The 23,586-nt window shown below is 61.9% G+C and carries 19 protein-coding genes; 11 read left to right on the forward strand and 8 right to left on the reverse strand.

The genetic code is table 11. From position 1 onward, the window contains the following. Nucleotides 1–65 precede the first annotated feature (65 nt). A complete protein-coding gene (locus NKI19_RS26770; protein WP_352951253.1) occupies nt 66–863 on the reverse strand; it encodes a LysR family transcriptional regulator in 798 nt (265 codons plus the stop codon). 138 nt (nt 864–1,001) lie between these two features. Between NKI19_RS26770 and NKI19_RS26775 the strand changes: the two genes are divergently transcribed. After that, on the forward strand, nt 1,002–1,913 hold the full coding sequence (locus NKI19_RS26775; protein WP_352567421.1) for a DMT family transporter: 912 nt from the start codon (nt 1,002–1,004) through the stop codon (nt 1,911–1,913). 407 nt (nt 1,914–2,320) lie between these two features. On the opposite strand, the gene bioZ is transcribed toward NKI19_RS26775, so the two are convergent. Genes bioZ through bioB form a run of 5 tightly spaced genes read right to left on the reverse strand, consistent with a single transcriptional unit; the run spans nt 2,321 to nt 7,329 of the window. After that, on the reverse strand, nt 2,321–3,304 hold the full coding sequence (gene bioZ / locus NKI19_RS26780; protein ID WP_352567420.1) for a 3-oxopimeloyl-[acyl-carrier-protein] synthase BioZ: 984 nt from the start codon (nt 3,302–3,304) through the stop codon (nt 2,321–2,323). Beyond that, nucleotides 3,301–4,566: an adenosylmethionine--8-amino-7-oxononanoate transaminase gene (locus NKI19_RS26785; protein WP_352567419.1), complete on the reverse strand. Its 1,266-nt coding sequence runs from the start codon at nt 4,564–4,566 to the stop codon at nt 3,301–3,303. The genes bioZ and NKI19_RS26785 overlap by 4 nt, the downstream gene beginning before the upstream one ends. Further along, nucleotides 4,563–5,201 carry a dethiobiotin synthase gene (gene bioD, locus NKI19_RS26790; protein ID WP_352567418.1) on the reverse strand — a complete coding sequence of 213 codons (639 nt, stop codon included), beginning with the start codon at nt 5,199–5,201 and terminating at the stop codon, nt 4,563–4,565. The genes NKI19_RS26785 and bioD overlap by 4 nt, the downstream gene beginning before the upstream one ends. Beyond that, the gene (locus NKI19_RS26795) at nt 5,198–6,346 is read right to left on the reverse strand and encodes an 8-amino-7-oxononanoate synthase (protein ID WP_352567417.1); all 1,149 of its coding nucleotides are present in this window, start codon (nt 6,344–6,346) and stop codon (nt 5,198–5,200) included. The genes bioD and NKI19_RS26795 overlap by 4 nt, the downstream gene beginning before the upstream one ends. Further along, entirely contained in the window at nt 6,343–7,329 is a 987-nt protein-coding gene (gene bioB, locus NKI19_RS26800; protein ID WP_352567428.1) for a biotin synthase BioB, read from the reverse strand. Before bioB ends, NKI19_RS26795 begins: the two co-directional genes overlap by 4 nt. 295 nt (nt 7,330–7,624) lie before the next feature. Here bioB and NKI19_RS26805 point away from each other — a divergent pair, with 295 nt between their 5' ends. Then, entirely contained in the window at nt 7,625–8,410 is a 786-nt protein-coding gene (locus NKI19_RS26805; RefSeq protein ID WP_352567416.1) for a GGDEF domain-containing protein, read from the forward strand. On the opposite strand, the gene NKI19_RS26810 is transcribed toward NKI19_RS26805, so the two are convergent. Continuing rightward, entirely contained in the window at nt 8,374–8,838 is a 465-nt protein-coding gene (locus NKI19_RS26810) for a hypothetical protein (protein ID WP_352567415.1), read from the reverse strand. The two genes, NKI19_RS26805 and NKI19_RS26810, sit on opposite strands and share 37 nt — an antisense overlap. A 279-nt stretch (nt 8,839–9,117) precedes the next feature. Between NKI19_RS26810 and NKI19_RS26815 the strand changes: the two genes are divergently transcribed. Continuing rightward, nucleotides 9,118–9,330, forward strand: a complete 213-nt coding sequence (locus tag NKI19_RS26815) for a cold-shock protein (protein WP_352567414.1) — start codon at nt 9,118–9,120, stop codon at nt 9,328–9,330. Between the two features lie 188 nt (nt 9,331–9,518). On the opposite strand, the gene NKI19_RS32915 is transcribed toward NKI19_RS26815, so the two are convergent. Continuing rightward, nucleotides 9,519–9,827, reverse strand: a complete 309-nt coding sequence (locus NKI19_RS32915; protein WP_502899340.1) for a MucR family transcriptional regulator — start codon at nt 9,825–9,827, stop codon at nt 9,519–9,521. A 412-nt stretch (nt 9,828–10,239) separates the two neighbouring features. Here NKI19_RS32915 and NKI19_RS26825 point away from each other — a divergent pair, with 412 nt between their 5' ends. The 8 genes from NKI19_RS26825 to NKI19_RS26860 all read left to right on the forward strand — a co-directional run bounded on the left by NKI19_RS26825 (nt 10,240) and on the right by NKI19_RS26860 (nt 23,520). Continuing rightward, nucleotides 10,240–10,872 (forward strand): hypothetical protein, encoded by a 633-nt coding sequence (locus tag NKI19_RS26825; RefSeq protein WP_352567413.1) that lies wholly within the window; start codon nt 10,240–10,242, stop codon nt 10,870–10,872. Between the two features lie 1,046 nt (nt 10,873–11,918). Further along, nucleotides 11,919–12,107 (forward strand): hypothetical protein, encoded by a 189-nt coding sequence (locus tag NKI19_RS26830; RefSeq protein ID WP_006205770.1) that lies wholly within the window; start codon nt 11,919–11,921, stop codon nt 12,105–12,107. A 180-nt stretch (nt 12,108–12,287) separates the two neighbouring features. Next, on the forward strand, nt 12,288–13,187 hold the full coding sequence (locus NKI19_RS26835) for a DUF3991 and toprim domain-containing protein (protein ID WP_352567412.1): 900 nt from the start codon (nt 12,288–12,290) through the stop codon (nt 13,185–13,187). 326 nt (nt 13,188–13,513) lie between these two features. Continuing rightward, nucleotides 13,514–14,119, forward strand: coding sequence for a DUF1419 domain-containing protein (locus tag NKI19_RS26840; protein WP_352567411.1), 606 nt, complete (start codon nt 13,514–13,516; stop codon nt 14,117–14,119). Nucleotides 14,120–14,129: 10 nt separating this feature from the next. Next, entirely contained in the window at nt 14,130–14,528 is a 399-nt protein-coding gene (locus NKI19_RS26845) for a DUF3085 domain-containing protein (RefSeq protein ID WP_352567410.1), read from the forward strand. An 85-nt stretch (nt 14,529–14,613) separates the two neighbouring features. Beyond that, nucleotides 14,614–19,704 carry a helicase-like domain-containing protein gene (locus NKI19_RS26850; protein WP_352567409.1) on the forward strand — a complete coding sequence of 1,697 codons (5,091 nt, stop codon included), beginning with the start codon at nt 14,614–14,616 and terminating at the stop codon, nt 19,702–19,704. A 939-nt stretch (nt 19,705–20,643) separates the two neighbouring features. Then, nucleotides 20,644–21,114, forward strand: coding sequence for a Ros/MucR family transcriptional regulator (locus NKI19_RS26855; RefSeq protein ID WP_352567408.1), 471 nt, complete (start codon nt 20,644–20,646; stop codon nt 21,112–21,114). A 663-nt stretch (nt 21,115–21,777) separates the two neighbouring features. Further along, nucleotides 21,778–23,520: a ParB N-terminal domain-containing protein gene (locus NKI19_RS26860; RefSeq protein ID WP_352567407.1), complete on the forward strand. Its 1,743-nt coding sequence runs from the start codon at nt 21,778–21,780 to the stop codon at nt 23,518–23,520. Nucleotides 23,521–23,586: the final 66 nt, after the last annotated feature.

Here is a 23,586-nt window from a genome sequence, read left to right on the forward strand (position 1 = left end):
CCATCATCAACGGCCATCCACAGAGCCAGATCGAGGAACTCATGCCCTGGCGATTCCGGAAAACATCAAGCCCAAACCCATAGGTGATCGGCGAGGCGCTTACGGATTTCCCAGTCCGGCAGTACCTCTACAAGCCGGCCGACGGCCAGGGAAGGTTGGCAAACATAAGCGGGGAGGAGGGCAACCCCGCCGCCGGCGATGCAGGATTGCAATAGGAATCCCATTGAATCCGAGGTCGCGGCAGGCGGTGGCCGTAGAACGAGCGGTGTGTCGTCCGACGAGAATACCCATTCGGGTTGCGCATCATGCACCAGACAGCGCCGCCGGAGCAGATCGGTCGGTTCCCGAAGAGGAATGCCACTTGCCAGAAATGTTGGCGCGGCCACAAGCACCCGTTTTATGGAGGAGATACGCCGAATGATTATGTCCTGACCTGTGGTTGTGCCAACGCGAAAGGCGAAATCAACCCGCTCGCGGATGATGTTGAGATGCCGGTTTGTGGCGATCAACTCGATGGCGATGCCGGGAAACTGGGTAGTAAATCCGTGTAGAAAGCTCGGCATGAAATACGTCGCTGTCACCTCCGGGCAGGTGATCTTCAGCTTCCCGACAGGCTGTTCCCTAAGATTGGTCATCGCCATATTCGCGGCGGAAACCTCTGCACGAACGCGGCGGCAGTATTCGAGATAAATTTGACCGCTGCCAGTCAGGCTTACGTGCCTGGTGGAACGGTTGAGGAGCCGCAGTCCCAAACGTGCCTCAAGCTGGGCGATGCGCTGGCTGACCGTGGACTTAGGCATCCCGATCCGCTCCCCCGCGCGCGTAAAGCTGCCCGTTTCAGCGACTTCGGCCAGAAGTATCATGTCGTCCACGCTATCCAACGACGCATCCCCGTGTTCTCGCCGATTGTACAATGGCACGGACAGTATGTCCGTTCGATCGGAATTGTTGGAACGCTCTGGGCTGGGTAGCGTCGACTCGGTAGCGCAAGGAATGTGAACATGTCGATCCGTCAAATGACCGCTGGGACGGACAGGGTAGGCATCGCCGTCACGGCGATGATTTTCACTGACCTGACGCTTTCGATCGCAGATGCGATCATCAAGATCACGGTCTCGGACATGCCGCTGTCGCAGTTCATCTTCTTGCGGTCCTGCGTCACCGTCCCATTGTTGATCTTGATCATCAAATGGAGGTTGCCGCAGGTATCGCTGAGCCCAGCCAGCCCTGGCTGGGCCATGGTTCGAAGCAGCCTGCTTCTGTCCAGTCTGCTGATCTACTACGCTTCGCTTTCGCGGCTCGATTTCTCGATAGCGGCCGCGGTCTATTACACGATCCCGCTGTTCATTACGCTGTTTGCGGCCTTCTGGGTCCGCGAACCTGTCGGCCTGCAAGGTTGGCTCGGAGTGGCGCTCGGGTTCGTAGGGGTACTACTCATGCTGAAGCCGCAGGCCGGCGACATCAGTGTCCACACCCTCATGCCCCTGGCGGCCGCCATTCTTTATGCCCTGGCGATGGTGCTGACGCGGACCAAAACTCGCGCTGAAAACCCGTTCTTTCTGGCGCTCACATTCAATCTGATCGCGATCATTGTGGCAGGTGGGGCAAGCCTGGCGGCAATAATTGCCGGCAGCGATGGCGGGCAGAGTCTGATGATAGGCGAGTGGGTACCGATAGGCTGGAGCCAATGGGGGCTGATGGTGCTGCTAAGTATCACAATGTTGATCGGCAGCGTCGGCACTGCTGTCGCGTACCAGTGGGCACCGTCGGCCATGATCTCAACCTGCGACTTCTCCTATCTGGCATTTGCGGTGTTGTGGGGCGTCCTACTGTTCTCGGAACGTCTGGACGGCGCTTCCATGCTCGGCATAGGTCTCATCGCACTCGCCGGCATCATCGTCATTCGACGTTAGCCGGACTGGAGCACCCAGTTCAGCGATCTTCGGTTGGAACGGTCGGTGCTGGCACCGCTGCACCTGCACCGACGACGGTGCAACGAACGCGGCCGAGATGCGCCCAAAGCCAGACTCACAATCGATTGCAGGCGGTTTGCCTGAAGGCCTGAAGTGCTGCGGGGTGAAGCTCATTCCACCGCCGCCCGAGGCGCGATTGTGACGGCCGCGCGCGAAGCAGACATTTTGCGAGGCGATTGATGGATGCCGGGAGCCCGCGCCAGACTGTTCCAGGAGTATCTTCCGACCGACATTCGCTGTTCCTTATGGTGCAGGATGACAGCTGACCGCTCTCTTCCTACTAGGCAAACATCAACGCCCAGAGAGCCGTTCGCCGTCACTTCTTGCAAGCGCACTAGTCATTGCCCCTAGACGCCGATCACGAGTGCGCCGCCGGTAAGCCCGGCGCCGGCCGCGGCGAGCAAAAGCCTTTCGCCAGGCGCAAACGGCTTGGCCTGATGGGAGAGGGACAGCGACAGGGCAATTGTCGCGGCAGAGGAATTGCCAAACTCTGCAATGCTTCTCACCACCTTCTCAGGGCCAATATCGAGCTTGTCGGCCACGGCGTCGAGAATGCGGGCGTTGGCCTGGTGCGGAACAAACCGGTCCACGGCCTGAGCTGAAGCGTCCGCTGCCGCCAGGGCCTCGAGCGAACAGCGCGCCATCATCTCGACCGCCTTGGCGAACACGGCGCGTCCGTCGGCGATCGTCATCCGGGTTTCGGCTATGTCGATATCTCCGGCAAAGGGCCGGCTGCTGCCGCCTGCCGGGATCTGAATCAGGCCATAACCCGATCCGTCGGAACTCAGCGAGGCGCCGAGGACACCGTGATGCGGGTCGGACGACGGGACCAGGACGAGGGCGCCCGCGGCATCTGCGAACAGCACCGCGCTGGCACGTTCAGCCGGGTTGATGCGGCGGCTCAAGATGTTGGCGGCAATGACCAGCGCCGGCTTGCGGTGGGTGCGCACGAAGGCGTCGGCGAAGGTCAGCGCATAGACGAAACCGGCGCAGGCGCCGGCAAGATCGACGGCTCCGGAATGAGCAAGGCCGAGACGGTGCGCGACCAGCGGCGCGCTCGGCGGCAGCAGATGATCGGGAGTCGATGTTGCCAGCAGCAGCAGGCCGATCGAGGCGCGGTCGATGCCAGCCATGTCCAGTGCCATGTCTCCTGCCTTCCCGGCCAGGCCCGACAAGGTGTCGGAGGGCTCCGCCCAGCGACGCCACCGGATGCCGGTCCGCCTCTCGATCCAGCCGGCCTCGAGGCCAAGCGAGGCCTCGATCTCGGCATTCGGCACGACCCGCGCCGGCGCGTGGTGGCCGAAACCGGTGATTTTCGCGCCTCGGATCATCGGGCTTGCCCAACAAGGTCGGCGGCCTCGTCGATTGCGTCATGCAGGCGACCAAGCTCGCTGGCGCTTACGCAATAGGGCGGCAGAAGATAAATCACATTGCCGAGTGGGCGTACCAGGAGATCGCGCTCAAGGAAGAAAGCGCGCAGCTTCGGGCCGATTTCAGCCAGGTAGCCGGAGTTGGCGACCGCCAGTTCGAAGGCGGCAATCGTGCCGGTCACCCGGACATCGGCGAAGCGGGAATCTTCGGCAAAGCGGCGAGCCCCTTCGGCTTGCAGTCGCGTCAGTGTTGTGACGCGCTCGATGACCAGCTCATCGCGCCAGACAGCGATGTTGGCAAGTGCGGCCGCGCAGGCGATCGGATTGGCGGTATAGGAGCTCGAATGAAAGAAGGTGCGACTGCGGTCCGGCGAATAATACGCCCGAAAGATGGCGTCAGTGGCGAGCGTGGCGGCAAGCGGGATCGCGCCGCCGGTCAGCCCTTTCGACGTGCACAATATGTCGGGCGCAATAGCTGCTTGCTCGCAGGCAAACAGGGTGCCTGTCCGCCCCCAGCCGGTCATCACCTCATCGGCGATGAACAACGTCCCTGAGGCCTCGGCGATATGTTTCAATTCAGCCAGGATGCTGGGCGAATACATCCGCATGCCGCCTGCCCCCAGGACCAGCGGTTCGACGATCAGGGCCGCCGCCTTGCGATCACGGCTGAACGCCTCGAAGGCGTCGAGGGTTTCCTGCTCGCGGCCGTTGGCAGGGAAGGGGATGGTATCGACGTCAAAGAGCAGGGATTCATAGGCTGCGTTGAAGACGCCGCGGGCGCCGACGCTCATCGTCCCGATCGTGTCGCCGTGATAGCTCGATTCCATCACAACGACACGCGAGCGCGGCACGCCGATGTTGCGGAAATAGCCGAGCGCCATTTTGAGCGCCACTTCGACGCTGGTCGAGCCGCTGTCGGAATAAAAGACCCAGTCGAGTCCCTTCGGCGCCAGGCCAATGAGCGCGCTCGCCAGTTCTTCGGCCGGCGCGTGGGTGAGACCGGCGAATATGATCTGGTCGAGCGTTTCGGCAATTGAGCGGATTGCCTTGACGATCGCCGGATGGCGATGGCCGTGGGTCACCACCCACCATGAGGATATCGCGTCGAGGATACGCCTTCCGTCATCCGTCTGCAGGTATGCGCCTTCGGTCCGAACGATCTTCGGCAGGGCCGGTTCGACGGCGTGCTGGGTAAAGGGATGCCAGACGGCTGAGCGGCTCATACGCTGGCCTGCTGAAAAGGCACCATGTCGAAATGCGCTGCCATGGCCGACAGGAGAGTGTCGGGCCCCAGCAAATCGAGGAAAGGCAAGCGGCCAAGCACACGCACCTTGCCGATCGCAGCGATCGTGCATTCGGTGTCGGGCATCGCATCGCCGATGAACGCAACACCCAGAAGCGGGATATCGCGGCGGCGCAGCGCCTCGATCGACAGAAGCGTGTGATTGATGGTGCCGAGCGCCGTGCGCGCACAAAGCACGACCGGAGCGCGCCAGCGGGCGAACACATCGATGAACAGGATTTTGCGGGTGAGCGGCACCATAACACCGCCTGCGGCCTCGACGATCAGCGGACGCGCCATTACGGGCAGAACGAGGCGGTCCGGATCGATCAAAACGCCATCGAGTTCGGCAGCGCGATGCGGCGAGAGCGGTCGCTCGAGCCGCCAGGCTTCCGGGACGATCCGCTCTGGGGGAAGCTCCGCGAGTCTTACTACCGTCTGGGTATCGGTTTCGCCGTCGAGCCCCGACTGCACCGGTTTCCAGTAGGCGCCGTTGAGCAGACCGGCAAGACCGGCAGCGAGAACTGTTTTGCCGATTCCGGTGTCCGTGCCGGTAATGACGAAGGTTTGGCTCATGCCGCCATTCGCTCCCATTCCTCTGCCAGTGCCTTGATCATCGCAGCGACGTCGGCCTGCTCGACATTGAGCGTCAGCGAAATCCTGAGCCGAGCCGTGCCCTCGGGCACGGTTGGCGGGCGGATACCGCGCACATCGAAACCGCGCGCCTGCAGCGCGCTGGCGAGCGCCATGGCGCGGGCGTTGTCGCCCACGATCACCGGCAGGATCTGCGAGCCGCTCGGCGTAATTGCGCAGCGAGCTTCGATCTCCCGGCCGGCGAAGGCGACGAGTGCCGCCAGCCGCTCGCGGCGCTCGGGTTCGTCACGAAGGATGGCAAGCGCCTCGGTTGCAGCGACCGCCATCAGCGGCGAGGGGGCGGTGGCATAGATAAACGGTCGGCAACGGTTGATGAAATAGTCGATGATTGCCGTGGGTGCGGTCACCAGCGCACCGGAGACGCCAAGCGCCTTGCCGCAAGTGTGCAGCACGACAACATTGTCGCGGCCTTCGAGGTCGTGCGCAAGGCCGCGTCCGTCGGGACCATACACGCCGGTGGCATGGGCCTCGTCAATCAGCAAGAATGCGTCGTGTCGGCCGGCGAGCACTGCCAGATCGGCCAAGGGCGCGCGGTCGCCGTCCATGGAATAGAGGCTCTCGACCACGATCCAGGGGCGCCCCGTGCCGCCCGACCGCCGCCAGGCCAAGATGGCGGCTTCGAAGCCGCCGACGTCGTTGTGGGGCGCCTCCACCATCGCCGCCCGCCCGGCCCGCGCGCCCTCGTGGGCACTGGCATGGATGAGTGCGTCGAGGACGACGAGGTCGCCCTTTTGCGGAAGGGTCGTCAGGACGGCGAAATTGGCGACATAGCCCCCGCCGAAGAAAAGCGCACGTTTGGCGCCGAAGAAACGTGCCGCCTCGGCTTCGAGGGTCTCGTGCTCGGGTCCATTGCCGCGCAACAGGCGAGACCCCGTGGCGCCGATCGGCGTGCCGGCTGCGAGTGCTGCTGCGACGGCTTTGGCCAGGCGCGGCGACGCTGCCAGACCGAGATAATCATTGGAGGCGAAATCAAGGCCAGCCCGCGGCGACAGCGCGCGCAACCGGTTCTTGCGCGCGAGCCCATTTAGCGTCGTCTCGTAACGGTCGAGCAAACCCCCTGCGCTCACCGGGCGGAAAGCTCCATTGGTTCAATACCGAGCTTGCGAAAGAGCGCAGTGTCCTTATCCTCACTCGGGTTGTCCGCCGTCAGCAGCGTATCGCCGACAAAGACGGAATTGGCGCCGGCAAAGAAGCACAGTGCCTGCATTTCCTCGCTCATTGCCGTGCGGCCAGCCGACAGGCGAACATGGGATTGCGGCATCAGGATACGGGCAAGCGCAATGGTGCGCACGAATTCGATCGGCTCTATTGGCCGCTCATGACCAAGGGGTGTGCCTTCAATCGGGATCAGCATGTTGATCGGGACGCTGTCGGGCGGCTCGGGGAGATTGGCGAGCGTCACCAGCATGTCCACGCGGTCGACCGGTTCCTCGCCCATGCCGACAATGCCACCGCAGCAGACTTTGATGCCGCTATCGCGAACATTGTCCAATGTTTCGAGCCGGTCGGCGAACGAGCGCGTCGTGATGACTTCGCCGTAATAGCGCTCGGACGTATCGATGTTGTGATTGTAGTAGTCGAGCCCCGCTGTCTTTAGCTGCTGCGCCTGCTCAACATCGAGCATGCCTAGCGTCATGCAGGTTTCCATGCCGAGCGCCTTGACGCCTTCGACCATGGCGACCACGACCTCCATGTCGCGCGCCTTGGGGCTGCGCCACGCCGCGCCCATGCAATAGCGCGTCGCACCCGCATCGCGCGCCTTGCGGGCTTCCTCGATGACGCGTTCGACCGCCATCAGCTTCGAGGCCTTCAGTCCGGAATTGTGGTGCGCGGACTGGCTGCAATAACCACAATCCTCGGGGCAGCCGCCGGTCTTGATGCTCAGCAGCCGGCTGAGCTGAACGCGGTTGGGATCAAAGTTCGCACGGTGGACGCAATGTGCGCGAAACAGCAGTTCGTTGAAGGGAGACTCGTAGAGGGCGCGGGCCTCGGCTTGGCTCCACAGGCGGCGGCTTCTGGCAGCTCCCCTATCTGCGGCCGAACCTTCCATGGGCGAAACAAGCGTCATGATTTCCCCTATCCGTGAGCAGGCCCGCGCTGTTTACAGCAGGCGGCGGGTTTTTCCAGCCAGAATCTGAAATTCACTGCGGGTCAAAATGTCATTTCCCTCGCGGCCAGCATAATGGGCCCAAGAACCGACCGAGGCGAAGTGTCGGCAGGACGCGGGCGCATTTGCTCGACCTGGCCTTGAGGACCGCGCGGGTTCGGCTCCTCGCCGGTGTGTCCAGAACAATCCTAATCAAGCTGGTAACATGTCATTCAGCCGGATTGTCTATAGCAACACTATGACGCCGCGCGGCAAACGTATTCTGGGCAAATCTACAGTCGTGACGATAATTGCAGTCGTCGCGACTTTCGGCCTGTCGTTCACGGCAAGACTTGGCCTGCAGATGCCGATCGATTGGCTGAGTTGGGTGGAATGCACCGTCATCCCCATCCTGATCGGAATGCCCGTTAGCGCCTTTATCTTCACCCAGGGGGAAACGATTCAGGAAACATGTGACAAGTTGGAGAAATCATACACAGCCCTGAGAGAGGCGCACGACAGGCTCACCTTCGTATCCAGTCACGACCCGATGACAGGCCTTCTCAGTCGCGGTGAATTTATCGCGAGGATGGATAGGAAGCGTGACGAAGGTGAATGCGACACACTGCTCCTGATCGATCCGGATCACTTCTCTTTGATCAACGACCAACACGGCCATTGCAAAGGTGACGAGGCATTGGTTCGAATTGCAAAGGCGCTCGTATATCTGACACGCCCGGGAGACTCGATCGGTCGTCTTGGCGGAGAAGAGTTTGGTGTGTTGTTGCGCAGCGCGCGTAAAGAGCAGGCAGGTACAATTGCGGAAAACATACGCCGTCTTGTCGAGGCGGGTCCGATGGCGAAAGGCCAACAGGACGGCGTGAAAGTGACTGTCAGCATCGGCGGCGCGGAAATCTCTCCCGATGCAGATGCTCAAGACGTCCTTCGCACCGCCGGACGATGCCTTTTTGAAGCGAAACAGCGTGGACGAAATCGTGTTTCGTTCGACTATGAATCGACCAAATTGCGGGCCGTGACGCCATAACCCAGTTTGGGCCCAGCCTGACGCGGGCAGAGTGTTGCCCGAAACCGGCCTGCCTTCGGCCTGCCCATTCGCACGACCAGCCCCAGCCACCTCACAAGCCGCACAGCCTTGCGGACCGTTTTCCTGTAGACAGCATTGTTGGAGCCGTCTCCCAAGTGACACAAGAAAGCCCGCTCCATTGTCTGGAGCAGGCCTTTGTGTGCGGTACTCAGAACCTTGCCGCTGCGCGAAAGATAGAAGCGAATGGTAAACACCGACTGAAGGTCGATGCCGTTTTGATGGCCTTTGAGCTTCCGGCCCTGCCAGCCGACAAATGCTGGCGAGTTGACAGCTTGCTCAATGCAGGCCGAACTCGCGCAATCCCTCCCCTCGCGATAGCGCACAAACCGGCTTTCACCTAACTTGAGTTCGTGGGGAACGATGACCATGGATCGGCAGCCACTCCCTGCTTTCCATCCAGCTCCGCCACGCGGCAAGCTGGATTGATCTTAGGTTCGGTTGACAGCCGCTCATTGGCGACGCACCCGGCGTATGGCTGCCCAGCAATTGCGCAGGGTCGCGGTGTTGTCTTAACTGACCGGTCGTGACGCCCATCCGAACAATGTTGCAATTGTTTCCTTGCTGCGTCTAATTTCAATGCCTTGATATGAACCGGCCTGGCACAACGGCCAGGCCACAATGCAATTGTTACGAAGGAATGCGTAGATATGGCGACCGGGACCGTGAAGTGGTTCAACAGCACCAAGGGATTTGGATTTATCCAGCCCGACAATGGAGGCCAGGACGTTTTCGTCCACATTTCCGCTGTCGAACGCGCGGGTATGTCGACCCTCGCTGACGGCCAGAAGATCAATTTTGAGATCGAGCAGGACCGCCGAACCGGCAAGTCCTCTGCGGGCAATCTCAGCAAAGCCGGCTGATTTTCTCCTGCATCCCGGCAGGCCCAACCGCAAAGCCGGGGCAGCAGATTGCTGCCCCGGCTTGCGAATTCCTTATGAAATAGCTTTTTTAAGGGAAGGCGGCGTTGGCCCCGCCTTTTCATATTCCCGGCAGATGCAGATTATGCCGATGGCAGATGCGCGCTCCAGCACGAATCTAGTTGCCGAAACTAAGCTGCGACCTTCTTGCGCGTCCGCTTCGCCGGCAGCGGCGGCTCTGCTGCTGAGACGCTACCGCTTGTGCCTAGGGCCTCGTACACCTGGCCGATCAGGGCAGGGAGGTCGCCCACCGGGACCGGATTGCTGGAGACGTAGGCTGAGACGACATCTGCGGCGCGAAAAATTTTCGGCCAAGTGTTGGTGCTAGTGTCGGTTGTCGCTGAAAGCAATGAATGTGTCGGCAGTTGTTGCAATGTTCGTCCGGCTAGGGCTGCCTCCCCCGTCGTGCACAAGCTGACCGGCTCGCCGTTGGCGGCCACGTCACCGGCTTTGGCACTCCGATCCTCCGTGCAATTTTTCAAAATGGAAGTGCTGCAGTATATCTTTTGCGCTGTCCCATGAAGCGTTCAATGTCCCGCTTACGAAGCCTCGCATCAGGGATTGAGTGATCAGGTTTCTGCGCAGGATCCAGTGAAATGGGCAACCATGCTCTACTTGATCTGCGCCTTCCCCTTGGTTCCGCTATGAATCATGGTGATCGCCAGCATGTTTCGTATTCACATGGCAACCGCCGGCCGCAAGGTCAGAAAAGGAGTTCCCTGATTATTCTGTCAGTTGCCGGTTTCGCAGCAACATACGCACATAGTCATGACGTGAGTTTGGGGGCTTCCAAGCGCCGATTTGGCCGGTTAGGGTTTGCCGGGGGTGAACAACCGGATTACGAGCGGGATCATGCTGGAAAAACTGCGCGCCTATTGGGGTTTTAGCCCCACCGGCAATAGGAACGTCGCTCTGGTCGAAGGCTTTCTGAAGGGCAAGCGCTTCGCCGACCTGGCGCAGGAACATGGCTTGTCGACATCCAGGGTGGGCCAAATCATCGGAAGTGCCGATCAGTTCGTGGGCGGCGGCATTCTGACCGAGGCTAAGCCGTCCAAGACCTCGCCTCGAACCGAATTCATGGCCGACTATCCCTATGTGTGGAACCTCGCCCAGATGCACAGGCTCGGCAGGGTCACGCCGCACCATTTTTTTAGGGAGTTGGGACGCGCGGGATCGCTGGAGCGGCTGATTGACGAGATGAAGCAATTGCCAAGCCGCACACGAACAACACATGAGTTGGCGCGCCTCGTTTGGCTAAAGGAGAAGGGCGAGAGCCCATGGCCTGCAATGAAGCCATCAAGCATTGCGATCGTGCAACCAGGCTACCCGGTCAACCATCCGGACCGCGGCCCTCAGTGCCAGCTCGCCTTGGGTCCGGCCCTCCAACAATTGGTTCAGCGAGCAGGGGAATCCGGCTGGACCGAGGACGAGATAGCCTGCGCGCTCCTCGAGTTCGCCCGCGTGCGCCTCAAGCAGGGAATGTAGCCATATTGCCAAAAACAGCTATTTTACCGATTTTACGGGTCAAGCCGGGATGACCAGCTTTACGCTAACCGACCTCGGCAACAAGTCCAGCGAGGTGTCGAGGCGGCATACCGAGGGCCTGTCGAGAACACAAAGCGCGGCAAGCGCAAGATGTGCTCCTGACCGCTGAGCAGTTCGACCGATTGTCGGGACGAAGCGCACAGCGGGCGTATCGTGTCGAAGACCACAAGGGAGCCGAGCGTGATGAAATTCTCGCTGGCCTGGACGCCGTCACCTTGAGGGATCGCGGAGAATGACCGAGCCTGAACACGGCCCGTCGTTCTCTATTCCTACCTGTGAGCGCGAGAATTCGATCGCGGTGAAGAAGTGGCCGAAAGGCTCGGCCGACTTGCGTGATGGCAATCGTCAGAGGCAAGACTGGCCGCACGCGGCCTCCGCTTTTCCGATTACGAGTAAGACTCCGGGACCTGACGGCGTTGCGTGCAGATCTTGGATCTTGGAAACTGAAACGAAGTATCTACGATGCGCGCGCAGGATTGTGCCGGTCGACTTTCCAGACTCCCCTATCGATACCTGCAAGATCCTGGAACGCGGCTTTTGCAGCTCCGACCCTAGGCGACAACGCTATCGGCGGTCAGCCCGATCAGGCTTATGGGCCACTCGTATTCTCGTCGGTCATGGTTATTGCCCGGATGGGGTTCTTTGTGCGGACGCCACTATCGTGGCGGTCTCGTCGGTACAGGAAGAACGGTTTTTTCGCCGAGGCCTTGATGAAGCCGGCATAACTCAGCCGCAAAGTGCCGCAGGCATGAATCCGCGCGGTTTCGTGGCGAGTGACTTGGCTCCTGTCCGGAGTCCATTTCCCGCTCTTTCGGCTTAATTCCCTTGTTCCAGCCCGGACCTTGCCGATCAACCCGCTTCGGGGTCGGACTACGCAAGCGTGCCGTCGCTCAAGGCTTCGCCATCGCGATGATCGCGGTCCCGGCTGGACCCGACGGGCGCCTGTCGAGCGGGGAATGGTCCCCGCGAACACGGGAGCCAAACAAATGTCGCACGAACTCAGCCTCGCTCAGAGCCACGCCTGGAACCTCGCTCGCACCCTGATGACGCCGGTCATCCTGTTCAAGGTCAATGACAACGAGTACGGCGTTCTCCCTGCCGAAGACCTCGACGGCGACGAGGTCGAGGCGATCGCCGAATACTGTCCATACACAGGAGGCCGGCCGGTTCATTGAACCGGCCTCTATGCCACGGCGTGCCGCTTGCGAGCGGCAGGCCGCAAGGGAGGCTGCGCCGCGGCGAAAGCCGCGCCCTTGCGCCCTTTGCTCTTCGCGGCGGTTGGGGAGTGTTCCGCCAATTGTGCGGAACAAATTGACTTGAAGAAAGGCCGGCCGGAAGGCTCTCGGGAGAGAAAAATGGAAAAGACGGATATAGAAGCGCTGCGCGGCCGGGTCGGCTGTGCCGCGGTGCTGGAGACCAGCGGCTTTACGGTCGACCTAAAGGAAAGCACTCGCAAAGCGGTCAAATACCGTCATGGCGACGATATCATCATCGTCATCCATGACGGTAAGGGATGGTTCGACCCGTTGTCGAATGCAAAGGGAGATGTCTATTCGCTGGTCCAGCATCTGGACGGCGGCGATTTCCTGGAAGCCCTCTTGCAGGTAGCCTCGCTTGCGGGGTTCGTGCCGAGCGAGCCGGCATGGAAACTGCAGTCTCGGGAGACCCGACCCGACCAGTCGGTTCCGAAGCGATGGGCGGCCCGACGCAAGCCGTGGCGCGGGTCGACTACCTGGCGCTATCTGCGCGATGAGCGGCGCATTCCCGAACAGGTCATCGCGACTGCGATCGCTCAGAACGTTCTGAGGGAAGGCCCGCGCGGCAGCATGTGGGCCGCCCACAGCGACGCAGCCGGTCTCGTCACCGGCTGGGAGGAGCGCGGACCGCAATGGCGTGGCTTTGCGGCCGGAGGCGGCAAGGTGTTGTTCCGGTTGGGAACGGTAAAGGCCACCCGGATCTGCGTCAGCGAAGCTGCGATCGATGCCATGAGCCTGGCCGCGCTCGAACGGATCCGGCGCGACACGCTGTATGCCAGCACCGGCGGCGGCTGGTCGCCGGCGACGGACACGGCGCTTCGCCTGTTGGCGGGGAGGCCGAACACGCGGGTTGTAGCGGCCACCGACGCCAACCCGCAGGGCGAGGCATTCGTGTCGAGGCTGCGTGAGCTTGCCGACGAGCTCGCCTGTGACTTTGAGCGGCTGAAGCCGCGCGCCGAAGACTGGAATGCGATGCTGCAGGACGCGGCATCCGCCTGATGGCGCCGATCACTCAACCGCAGCGCAGAATTGAAGATCGCCGGCCGTAGTCATGTCCGCTCGAAACGGTGCGCACGTTGCCATGACAGCCGGTTCGCACCGCCAAATTGGGGAGGGCAACAAGGAAAGGGAGAAAAGAAAAGGAAACCCGGCTGCCGCATGCCCGCCGGTCGCGTGCAAGGGTGAAGCTTCGCCCGGCTGCGCCGGCCCTTGACCCGCCCGGACGGAGAGGCGGCCGCAGGGGAGGGGTCATGAAGGGCTGAAGACGATGGGCATCCACGAGGGTGCTGCGCGCTCAGGCCCGACGAGGCTGAAGGAGCCCGCCGATGAACCCCTTTTTTCCCAATCGTAAAGTCTACCAGGGCATCGCCGACCGCCGGCAGATGTTTCGCATGTTCGATCGCCATGCGCAGCGCCCGGAACGAGATCACGTCGATGCCGGATCTCTTTATAGCGGGGAGTGGTTTCAAGTCGGCTGCGGCGAGCACGACTACATGCTGGAGATCCTGCCACCGCTCTGGATGCGAGGCGAGATGTTCGCGCTGCGCGAGTTCCTTACCGACAGCATCACCAGCATCTTCTACACGCTGCGCATCGACGGCAAAACGCGCCACTTCCATGCCTACTGCGATCTGAATGTGGCGCGATCGCCTGCCGAAATGCGCGATGCCATCATCGAGCGCGAGTCTTGGCCGGTGAAGGCGATGACGCGCGAAGAGCGGCTAGAGCATATCTGGAGCGCCACGCACGACGAGTACCGCGGCTATGCCGGGGACCGCTGGCTGCCGGAGCATCGCGGCAAGCGCACGGTGCTCTGCTATGGCGGCTGGCAGGGCGCCATGCCGAAGCTGCTCGACGAGCTCACCGATGATGAGATCGCGGCGAAGCTGCCGGTGCATCTGCGCCACCTTCCCGCCGCCGTTGCCGCGTGAGGGGGATGCGATGTTCACTTTTCCCATTCTTGCCGTCCGCAAGGTCATCGAGCGCGGAAAAACCGATGCCGCCAACAACGGGGGTTTTCGCAATCCCTATTATGGCCTCAAGCCCGGCCAGGGCGAGATCCCCGGCCTCTGGCTGGTTGGTGACGAGGGCGTGTATGTGCTTTCGAACGGCAAGCTGGCCGAAGGCCAGAAGGCGCTCATTTGCTATTCCGAAGAATGCCACCCGATCGGCAACCCCGACTGGTTTCACTACAAGCAGCGCCATTTCGGCGGTGACGACGGCATCGAATTCATCGACGCCGAGCAACTGATCCCGCTGTTCGATCGCAACCTTCGCTGCACGCATCTCAACGTGCAGCTCACCGAGACCGAAGTCACGCTGTCCCTGATCGCCCGCTAACCCCCAGCAAACCTGCCAGCCCTTCACGCGGTCGCCAACGCCGTCCGCGCGATCGTGCTCGCCCTCAAATCCAAGGAGATTTTCCATGGCTCATGACGACCCCTTTACCATCGACCTGTTCGGCAGCACGGCCATTTCGTCCGGACTTGGCCTTGGCGTCACGGCCTTCGCGGCTGACTTCCGGCCGGGCGATGAAGATGATCCCGATTCCTCCGCGCCTTCGCCGGTCACGCCGGCGGTTGCAGCCAGGCAACCGACGTCGAAGCCTCGACGGGTTCATGGACTGAACTTTCATCTTGCCGGCGATCGTGGGCTGGCCCGTGGCTGGAAGGATCGGGCCCGCGACAACATCGCCTCGATCCGGCTCGCCGCCGAGATCGAGGCCGACAATCGTCCTGCCACGCGTGAGGAGCAGGAGCGGCTGATCCGGTTCACCGGCTTTGGCGCGTCCGACCTTGCCAATGGTGTCTTCCGCCGCCCCGGCGAGCCCGAATTCCGTAAGGGCTGGAACGAGATCGGCTCGGACCTGGAAGATGCCGTCGGCGAGATCGACTATGCCTCGCTCGCACGCTGCACCCAATATGCCCACTTCACGCCTGAGTTCATCATCCGGGCGATCTGGTCAGGTCTCCAGCGTCTCGGATGGCGCGGCGGTCGGGTTCTTGAACCAGGCGTCGGAACCGGCCTATTTCCGGCGCTGATGCCCCAGTCCCTGCGCGGCGTCTCCCACGTCACCGGGATTGAACTCGATCCCGTCACCGCGCGCATCGCGCGGCTGTTGCAGCCGCAAGCGCGGATCATAGCCGGCGATTTCGCCCGCACCGATCTGCCGGCGAGCTTCGACCTCGCCATCGGCAATCCCCCGTTTTCGGATCGAACCGTGCGCTCCGATCGGGCGTATCGGTCGATGGCATTGCGGCTGCATGACTATTTTATCGCGCGCTCCGTCGACCTGTTGAAGCCGGGGGCATTCGCCGCCTTTGTGACCAGCTGCGGCACTTTTGATAAGGCCGACAGCACCGCGCGCGAGCATATCGCGAAGACCGCGGACCTGATCGCCGCGATCCGCCTGCCCCAGGGCAGTTTCCGGACCGACGCCGGCACGGATGTCGCGGTCGACATCGTGTTCTTCCGCAAGCGTAAGATCGGCGAGCCAGAGGGCGACCTGTCATGGCTCGACACCGAAGAAGTTCGGGCCGCGACCGCAGATGAGGGCGCGATCCGCGTCAACCGATGGTTCGCGCGCCACCCGGATTTCGTGCTCGGCACGCATGCCTCGATCTCGGGGCCTTACGGCGAGGCCTATTCCTGCCTGCCTCATCCCGGTGTCGATCTGCAGCGGGCGCTCGCCGCTGCGATCTCGCTCCTTCCGGAAGCCATTTACAACGGCGAGCCGGACGAGATTGATCATGACGTCGAGGACAGCGACGATGTCGTGGATGCCTTCCCGGAAGGCGCCGGCGTGCGCGAGGGCAGTTTCTTTGTCGCGAAAAATGCCGCCCTGGCGCAGATGATCGACGGTGCTGCCGTCACCATCACCGTGCGCAACGGCCGGGCGAGCGAAGGCGTGCCGGAAAAGCACGCGCGTATCATCCGCAAATTGATCCCCATCCGTGATGCCGTGCGCGAAGTCCTGAAGGCCCAGGAGTTCGACCGGCCCTGGAAGCCGGCCCAAGTCAAGCTGCGCATCGCCTGGTCGAATTTTGTGCGCGCCTTCGGCCCCATCAACACGACCGTCGTTTCAACCACCGAGTACGCCGAGACCGGCGAGGTCCGCGAGGCGCATCGCCGGCCGAACCTGCAGCCCTTCCTTGACGATCCCGATTGCTGGCTGGTGGCCTCCATCGAGGACTACGATCTCGAAACCAATACCGCCCGGCCGGGTGCGATTTTCACCGAGCGCGTCGTCGCGCCGCCCGCGGCACCCATCATCACAAATGCTGCCGATGCGCTTGCCGTCGTGCTCAACGAACGCGGCCATGTTGATATCGATCACATCGCCGAGCTGCTGCACGCCGATGCCGAAGCAGTCATCACCGAACTTGGCGACGCCGTCTACCGCGATCCCGAGACCGGTTCCTGGCAAACGGCCGACGCCTATCTCTCCGGCCAGGTCCGCGACAAGCTCAAGGCCGCAAAAGGCGCTGCCGCCTTCGACCCCGTCTTCGAGCGCAATGTCCGTGCCCTCGTCGAGGTTCAGCCGGCCGATCTTCGGCCTTCCGATATTACGGCCCGTCTTGGCGCACCATGGATCCCCGCCGCCGATGTTGCCGCCTTCGTCAAGGAGACTATGGGCGCCGAGATCAGGATCCATCATATGCCGGAACTGGCATCGTGGACCGTAGAAGCACGGCAATTGGGATGGATGGCGGCCGGCACGTCCGAATGGGGCACCGATCGGCGTCATGCCAGCGACCTCCTGGCCGACGCGCTGAACAGCCGGGTGCCGCAGATCTTCGACACTGTGAAGGAGGGCCCTGCTGAAAAGCGCGTGCTCAATGTCGTGGATACGGAAGCCGCCAAGGAAAAGCTGCAGAAGATCAAGACCGCTTTCCAGAACTGGATCTGGTCCGATCCCGACCGGACCGACCGGCTGGCGCGGGTCTATAATGACCGCTTCAACAACATCGCGCCCCGAAGATTCAACGGGGATCACCTGCAACTTCCAGGCGCCTCCGGCGCCTTTTCTCTTTATGGGCACCAGAAGCGCGGCATCTGGCGCATTATCTCGGCTGGCTCGACATACCTCGCCCATGCCGTCGGCGCCGGCAAGACCATGACGATTGCCGCGGCCGTCATGGAGCAGCGCCGGCTTGGCCTGATCGCCAAGGCCATGTTGGTCGTTCCCGGCCATTGCCTGGCACAGGCGGCCCGCGAATTTCTGGCGCTCTACCCGACCGCGCGAATCCTGGTGGCCGACGAGACGAATTTTTCTTTAGCCAAGCGACATCGCTTCCTGTCACGGGCGGCGACCGCTGCTTGGGACGCGATCATCATCACGCACAGTGCCTTCCGCTTCATCGGCGTGCCGTCGGCATTCGAGCAACAGATGATCCACGACGAACTGGAACTCTACGAGACGCTGCTGACCAAGGTCGAGAGCGACGACCGCGTCTCGCGCAAGCGTCTCGAGCGGCTGAAGGAGGGGCTCAAGGAACGGCTGGAGGCGCTGGCGACCCGCAAGGACGACCTGCTCACCATCTCCGAGATCGGCGTCGACCAGGTCATCGTCGATGAAGCCCAGGAGTTCAGGAAGCTCAGCTTCGCCACCAACATGTCGACGCTCAAGGGCGTCGATCCGAACGGCTCCCAGCGGGCCTGGGACCTTTATGTCAAATCCCGGTTTGTGGAGACGAGGAATCCGGGCCGGGCGCTCGTGCTGGCCTCGGGCACACCGATCACCAACACGCTTGGCGAGATGTTCTCGGTGCAGCGCTATCTCGGTTACCAGGCGCTGCTTCAGCGCGGGCTGCACGAGTTCGACGCTTGGGCTTCGACCTTTGGCGACGTCACGACTGAACTCGAATTGCAGCCATCCGGCAAATACAAGCCGGTGACGCGCTTCGCCACCTTCGTCAACGTGCCGGAGCTGATTGCGATGTTCCGCTCCTTCGCGGATGTGGTGATGCCGCAAGACCTTCGAGACTATGTGAAGGTGCCGGCGCTTTCGACCGGCGCACGTCAGATCATCACCGCCAAGCCGTCCGCCGCCTTCAAGCGCTACCAGATGGTGCTCGACGCCCGCATCAAGGCCATCGAGGAACGAGACCGTCCGGCAGAAGCTGGTGACGACATCCTGCTGTCGGTTATCACCGATGGCCGGCACGCTGCTATCGACCTGCGCCTGGTTGATCCCGACAATGACAATGAGCCGGACAACAAGCTCAACGATCTGATCGGCAATGCCTTCGGTATCTGGCAAGAAACAGCGCAAAGCAGCTATGTCCGCGCCGACGGCAAGCCGTTCGAGCTTCCTGGCGCCGCGCAGATGATTTTTTCCGATCTCGGCACGATCAGCGTCGAGAAAACCAGAGGCTTTTCGGCCTATCGCTGGATCAGGGACGAGTTGGTCCGCAGGGGCGTTCCGGCATCGGAGATTGCGTTCATGCAGGACTTCAAGAAGTCGGAGGCCAAGCAGCGCCTGTTCGGAGATGTGCGGGCCGGAAAAATCCGGTTCCTGATCGGCTCCTCCGAAACGATGGGCACCGGCGTCAACGCGCAGCTCCGCCTCAAGGCGTTGCATCACCTCGATGTGCCGTGGCTTCCCTCCCAGATCGAGCAGCGCGAAGGTCGTATCCTGCGGCAGGGCAACCAGCACGATGTCATCGATATCTTCGCCTACGCCACGGAAGGATCGATGGACGCCCAGATGTGGCAGAACAACGAGCGCAAGGCCCGGTTCATCGCGGCCGCCCTCTCCGGAGACACGTCCATTCGGCGGTTGGAGGATATGGGTGAGGGGCAGGCCAACCAGTTTGCTATGGCCAAGGCGATCGCCTCGGGCGATCCGCGTCTGATGCAGAAGGCAGGTCTGGAGGCAGACATTGCCCGCCTGGAGCGCCTTCGCGCGGCCCACATTGATGATGAGCACGCCGTTCGGCGGCAGATCCGCGATGCCGAGCGCGATATCGAATACGCGACCCGGCGCATCGGCGAGGTCGGCAAGGATATGCAGCGCCTCGTGCCGACGACCGGCGATGGGTTCAGCATGGTGGTCGGGGGCGACGTGTTCACGGAGCGCAAACTCGCCGCTCGTGCGCTGATGAAGGAAATCCTGACTCTCGTGCAGCTTCAGCAGGAGGGCGAAACCACTATCGCCTCCATCGGCGGTTTCGATGTCGAATATTCGGGCCAGCGTTTCGGCAAGGACGGTTACCGCTATGCCACCATGCTGATGCGCACCGGCGCCGATTGTGAAATCGAGCTGCCGGTGACCACTACGCCGCTTGGTGCGATTTCTCGCCTCGAGCATGCCTTGGCCGGCTTCGAGGGCGAGCAGGTACAATACCGCCAGCGTCTTGAGGATGCCGAGCTCAGGCTCACCTCCTATCGCTCGCGTCAGGGTGGCGAGTTCGGATTTTCTGGTGAACTGGCTGAGAAGCGCCGGCAGCTTGCGGAAATCGAAAACGATCTTGCGTCTTCGATTGATGGCCAGGATCCGCGTGCAGCCGCATAGCAGGCTCGATACAGGCTGCCGCTCATTGTCTCAGGCATTGACCGGCGGCAAAGGTTCAAGGTGGCTCGGGTGCAGGCGATGCAGGAGGCGCGCTGAACTGCTTAACATGTTGGATGCCGCGTTTCTGTCATGCTCGGCTCCGGCCAGCCAGACCACATGACGTCACGTCAAGAATCAGCTAACTGGATCATCGCGGCGGACCTGATTGGACCGTCCGGCTGGCGCCTGCCAGAGCCCCCCGCAAAAGCAGGCGCCGGCCTTTTAGCGCTTGAAAGATCGAGCAGTCATATTGTTTCGTCTTGTCCCCATCCAGAGGCGAGGCAGTTGCGACGGACGACACCAAAGGCGGCGCAAACCACACGTCCGTTGAGATAGTCGAGGCCATGGGCGAGTGGTTCGTCCGTGTTGTTGGGGACGGCGAAGAACTTACCCGGTCATTCGACCTGGAATCGTTCGCCCTTGCCTTCGCGGAAAGCCAGCGGATACGCCTAGGGCTTAAGGACTTCAAGCGGGTCTGACCCGACTTCCGCGTTCACACCATAGCCGCCTAAGTTCAGTTTACTATTGATCCGTTGCGGGATGGCCCTATGTCGTGCCGATCAACTTCCGTTCTTCACCATAAGACGGCAAGACTAAAGTCTTGCACCACGCAAGCAAAGGTCTAACGTAACCGCTTTGGTTCCGTGCTTGTCCGTTGGACGTTCCGTTATTTTAGCTAATCGGCATATAATAGGTCCGTCACTTAGATGGCTGATAGGCCGTCAGTTTTATTGGTCTACAGCAAAGCCGGGGCCAAAAAGAACGCATCAATTTCGGCGTCGCTCTTGCCCTACGCCGCAAAGCCAGATGCCATCATTGGCTTAGAATAGATCAGGCCCGGTTGCGTACTGGACATTGGTCAAATAGAGATGGGACAAATCAGACAAAAGGACCGACACATTGACAGAAGAATCCGACCACCGCGGCGCCGAACTAGCCGAGCTTACTGCGGAGATTGTGTCCGCCTACGTAAGTAAGAACCCTGTACCGGCTACCGGCCTGCCTGAACTAATCGCATCCGTGCACAAGTCTCTGTCCGGGCTTGGTACGCCGATCGCGCCTGTCGTTGAGCCGCAAACTCCCGCGGTCAACCCAAAGAAGTCGGTGACGCCAGACTTCATTATCTGTCTCGAAGACGGCAAGAAGTTCAAATCCCTGAAGCGTCACCTGAGCACGGACTTCGGGCTGACGCCGGACGCTTATCGCGAGAAGTGGGGCTTGCCGCGCGATTATCCGATGACGGCTCCGAATTACGCCGCTCAGCGTTCGCAACTGGCGAAGTCCATCGGGCTTGGGCGCAAGGCTGAACCCGTCGCACCAGCCAAGAAGGCACCCGCGAAGCGGAAAACCAAAGTGTCCGCCACCACCTGACGCTACGTAACGACTCAGCTATGTCAAGGCGCGGCGGATCCCAATCCCGCCCGTGGCCGGCGCCATTCGGATAAGCTTCAGCGAGGGCGCCGGCCTTTGTTCTTAGCGTGGCGGAACTCGCCGGGCGAAGAAACCCCAACCACCTCAGGCCCGGCGAGCCTAGACCTGATCAAAATTCGCGATCAGGACCGGGATCAACCGGCACCACGTCCGAAGCAAGCGCAATGCCAGTACTTTGGTCCCGAAATGAGACAATGCCAGGTTCCCTCGCTAGCACCCGGGTTTCTCTTCAGAAAAACCAACGTAGAACAAAAACCCTGTGAGCTTTCGCCACGGAGCGGCCGCGCCAAGGCAGAGAACCGTTCCGCTTATCGCCATGCCCCGATCTACGTCGCAGGGTTGAGGAAAGGAAAACTTAGGAGGAATAAAACCCGCTCGCAGATCGGGCGGGCCGCTGACGCTGGCGCTCAACCGCGCCGCTCGCGATCCCGGCCGCGTCGTCCTGCGCAGGGCTGTTAGCCCCGCTCGGCCAGCCGGGCAGGGATGCTCGGCCGCAGGTGCACCGGCCCGCCCGCTCCGCGGGCCGGGGGATGTCTTCAGGAAGAAGACGAGGAAGGACGCAGCGATCAGCGGTGTCCGCAAAACCCTTGAAGGAGCATCCCCATGGAACTGAAGTTTGTCGACCCGCGCGCGCTGAAGGATAACCCTGACAAGGCGCGACGCTCGAAATCGAGTCCGCAGGCCGACGCGCTGCTGCTGGCTACGATCCGTGCCGTCGGCATCGTGCAGCCGCCTGTCGTCGCGCTGGAGACCGATGGCGGCAATGGCTACGTCATCGATGCCGGCCATCGTCGGGTGAAGCAGGCGATCGCGGCCGGTCTCGAAGAGATCGCCGTGCTGGTGATCGAGAGGGCCGAGGATGGCGGCGCCATGCGCTCGCTAGCGGAAACGCTCGCTCACGAGCAGCTCAATCCCGTCGACCAATGGCGCGCCATTGAGCGGCTGGTCGCGCTCGGCTGGACCGAGGAAGCGATCGCCGTCGCTTTGGCGCTGCCCGTCCGCCAGATCAGGAAGCTGCGCCTGCTGGCCAACGTTCTGCCGGCCATGTTGGAGCAGATGGCCAAGGGCGACATGCCCAACGAGCAGCAGTTGCGCACCATCGCCTCGGCTTCGCTTGATGAACAGAAGGAGGTCTGGAAGAAGCACAAGCCCTCCAAGGCCGATCCCCAGGTGTCGTGGTGGAGCGTGGCGCAGGGCCTGACGAAGCGCCGCATGTACGCGCGCGACGCCAGCTTCGGTGACGATCTCGCCCAGGCCTACGGCATTGCCTGGGTCGAGGACCTGTTCGCTCCGGCCGACGAGGACAGCCGCTACACGACGGATGTCGAGGCCTTTCTTGGCGCCCAGCAGGAGTGGATGGCAAACGCTGTGCCCAAGCGTGGCGTGATCGTGGAAGCCGGTCAGTGGGGCGAGCCGAAGCTGCCGGCCAAGGCCGAGCGTCTGTACGGTAAGCCGTCGAAATCCGATCACACCGCCATGTATCTCGACCGCGACGGCAAGGTGCAGTCGGTCGCGTATCGTATGCCGGCGGTCAAAAAGTCCAAGGACAAGAATGGCGCTGATGTCGAGGCCGATGGCGATGATATGGTCGTTACGGCAAAGCCGCGTCCGGACGTGACGCGCAAAGGCATGGAGATGATCGGCGACCTTCGTACCGACGCACTGCACGAGGCGCTGTCGCGCGCACCGATCGAGGACGACACGCTGATGGCGCTGCTCGTTCTCGCCTTCGCCGGCCAAAATGTGACAGTGGCATCTGGCGCCCGCGACATCTCCTCTTACGGGGCGGCAGGCCTCGGCGAACATGCCGCGCGCCTGTTCGACCAGGAGGGTAAGCTCGCGTTCGACATGGACACGCTGCGCATTGCCGTGCGTTCCTTGCTGATCGACGTTCTGTCCTGCAGGGAAAATCGCTCGGACAGCGGCGTTGTCGCCCGTGTCGCCGGCGACGTCATCGCCGCCGACAGCTTCTTAGCCAACATGGGGACGGAGGATTTCCTGTCATGCCTGTCGCGGCAGGCATTGGAAAGCGCCTGCGCGGATACATCCGTCCTGCCCCGTCAGAAGGTCAAGGATACCCGTGCGGCCCTTGTCGAGCATTTCAAGGAAGGCCGCTTCATCCACCCGTCGGCGCTGTTTGCGCCCACTCCGGAAAAGCTGACCTCCTGGCTGAAGAAGAACGAGGCCAGGGAACAGCCTGACGACGGCACGCCGGAGGACCAGGACGAGCTCGAAGGCGATGCGGTTCTCGAGCCCGCGCATGACAACGTTGGCGACGACTCCGCTGCGCAGGACGAGGACCTTACGGACGAACAGATCGAGCCTTACAAGGTGGCCGCCGAGTAGGCGGCTGCGCCTTGCCTTTCCCTTCGAACGATCATTCCGCCGCCGGCACATCACCGGCGGCGGTTC

It is taken from the genome of Mesorhizobium sp. M0751, assembly GCF_040320265.1.
In the GTDB taxonomy this organism is placed as follows: Bacteria; Pseudomonadota; Alphaproteobacteria; order Rhizobiales; family Rhizobiaceae; genus Mesorhizobium.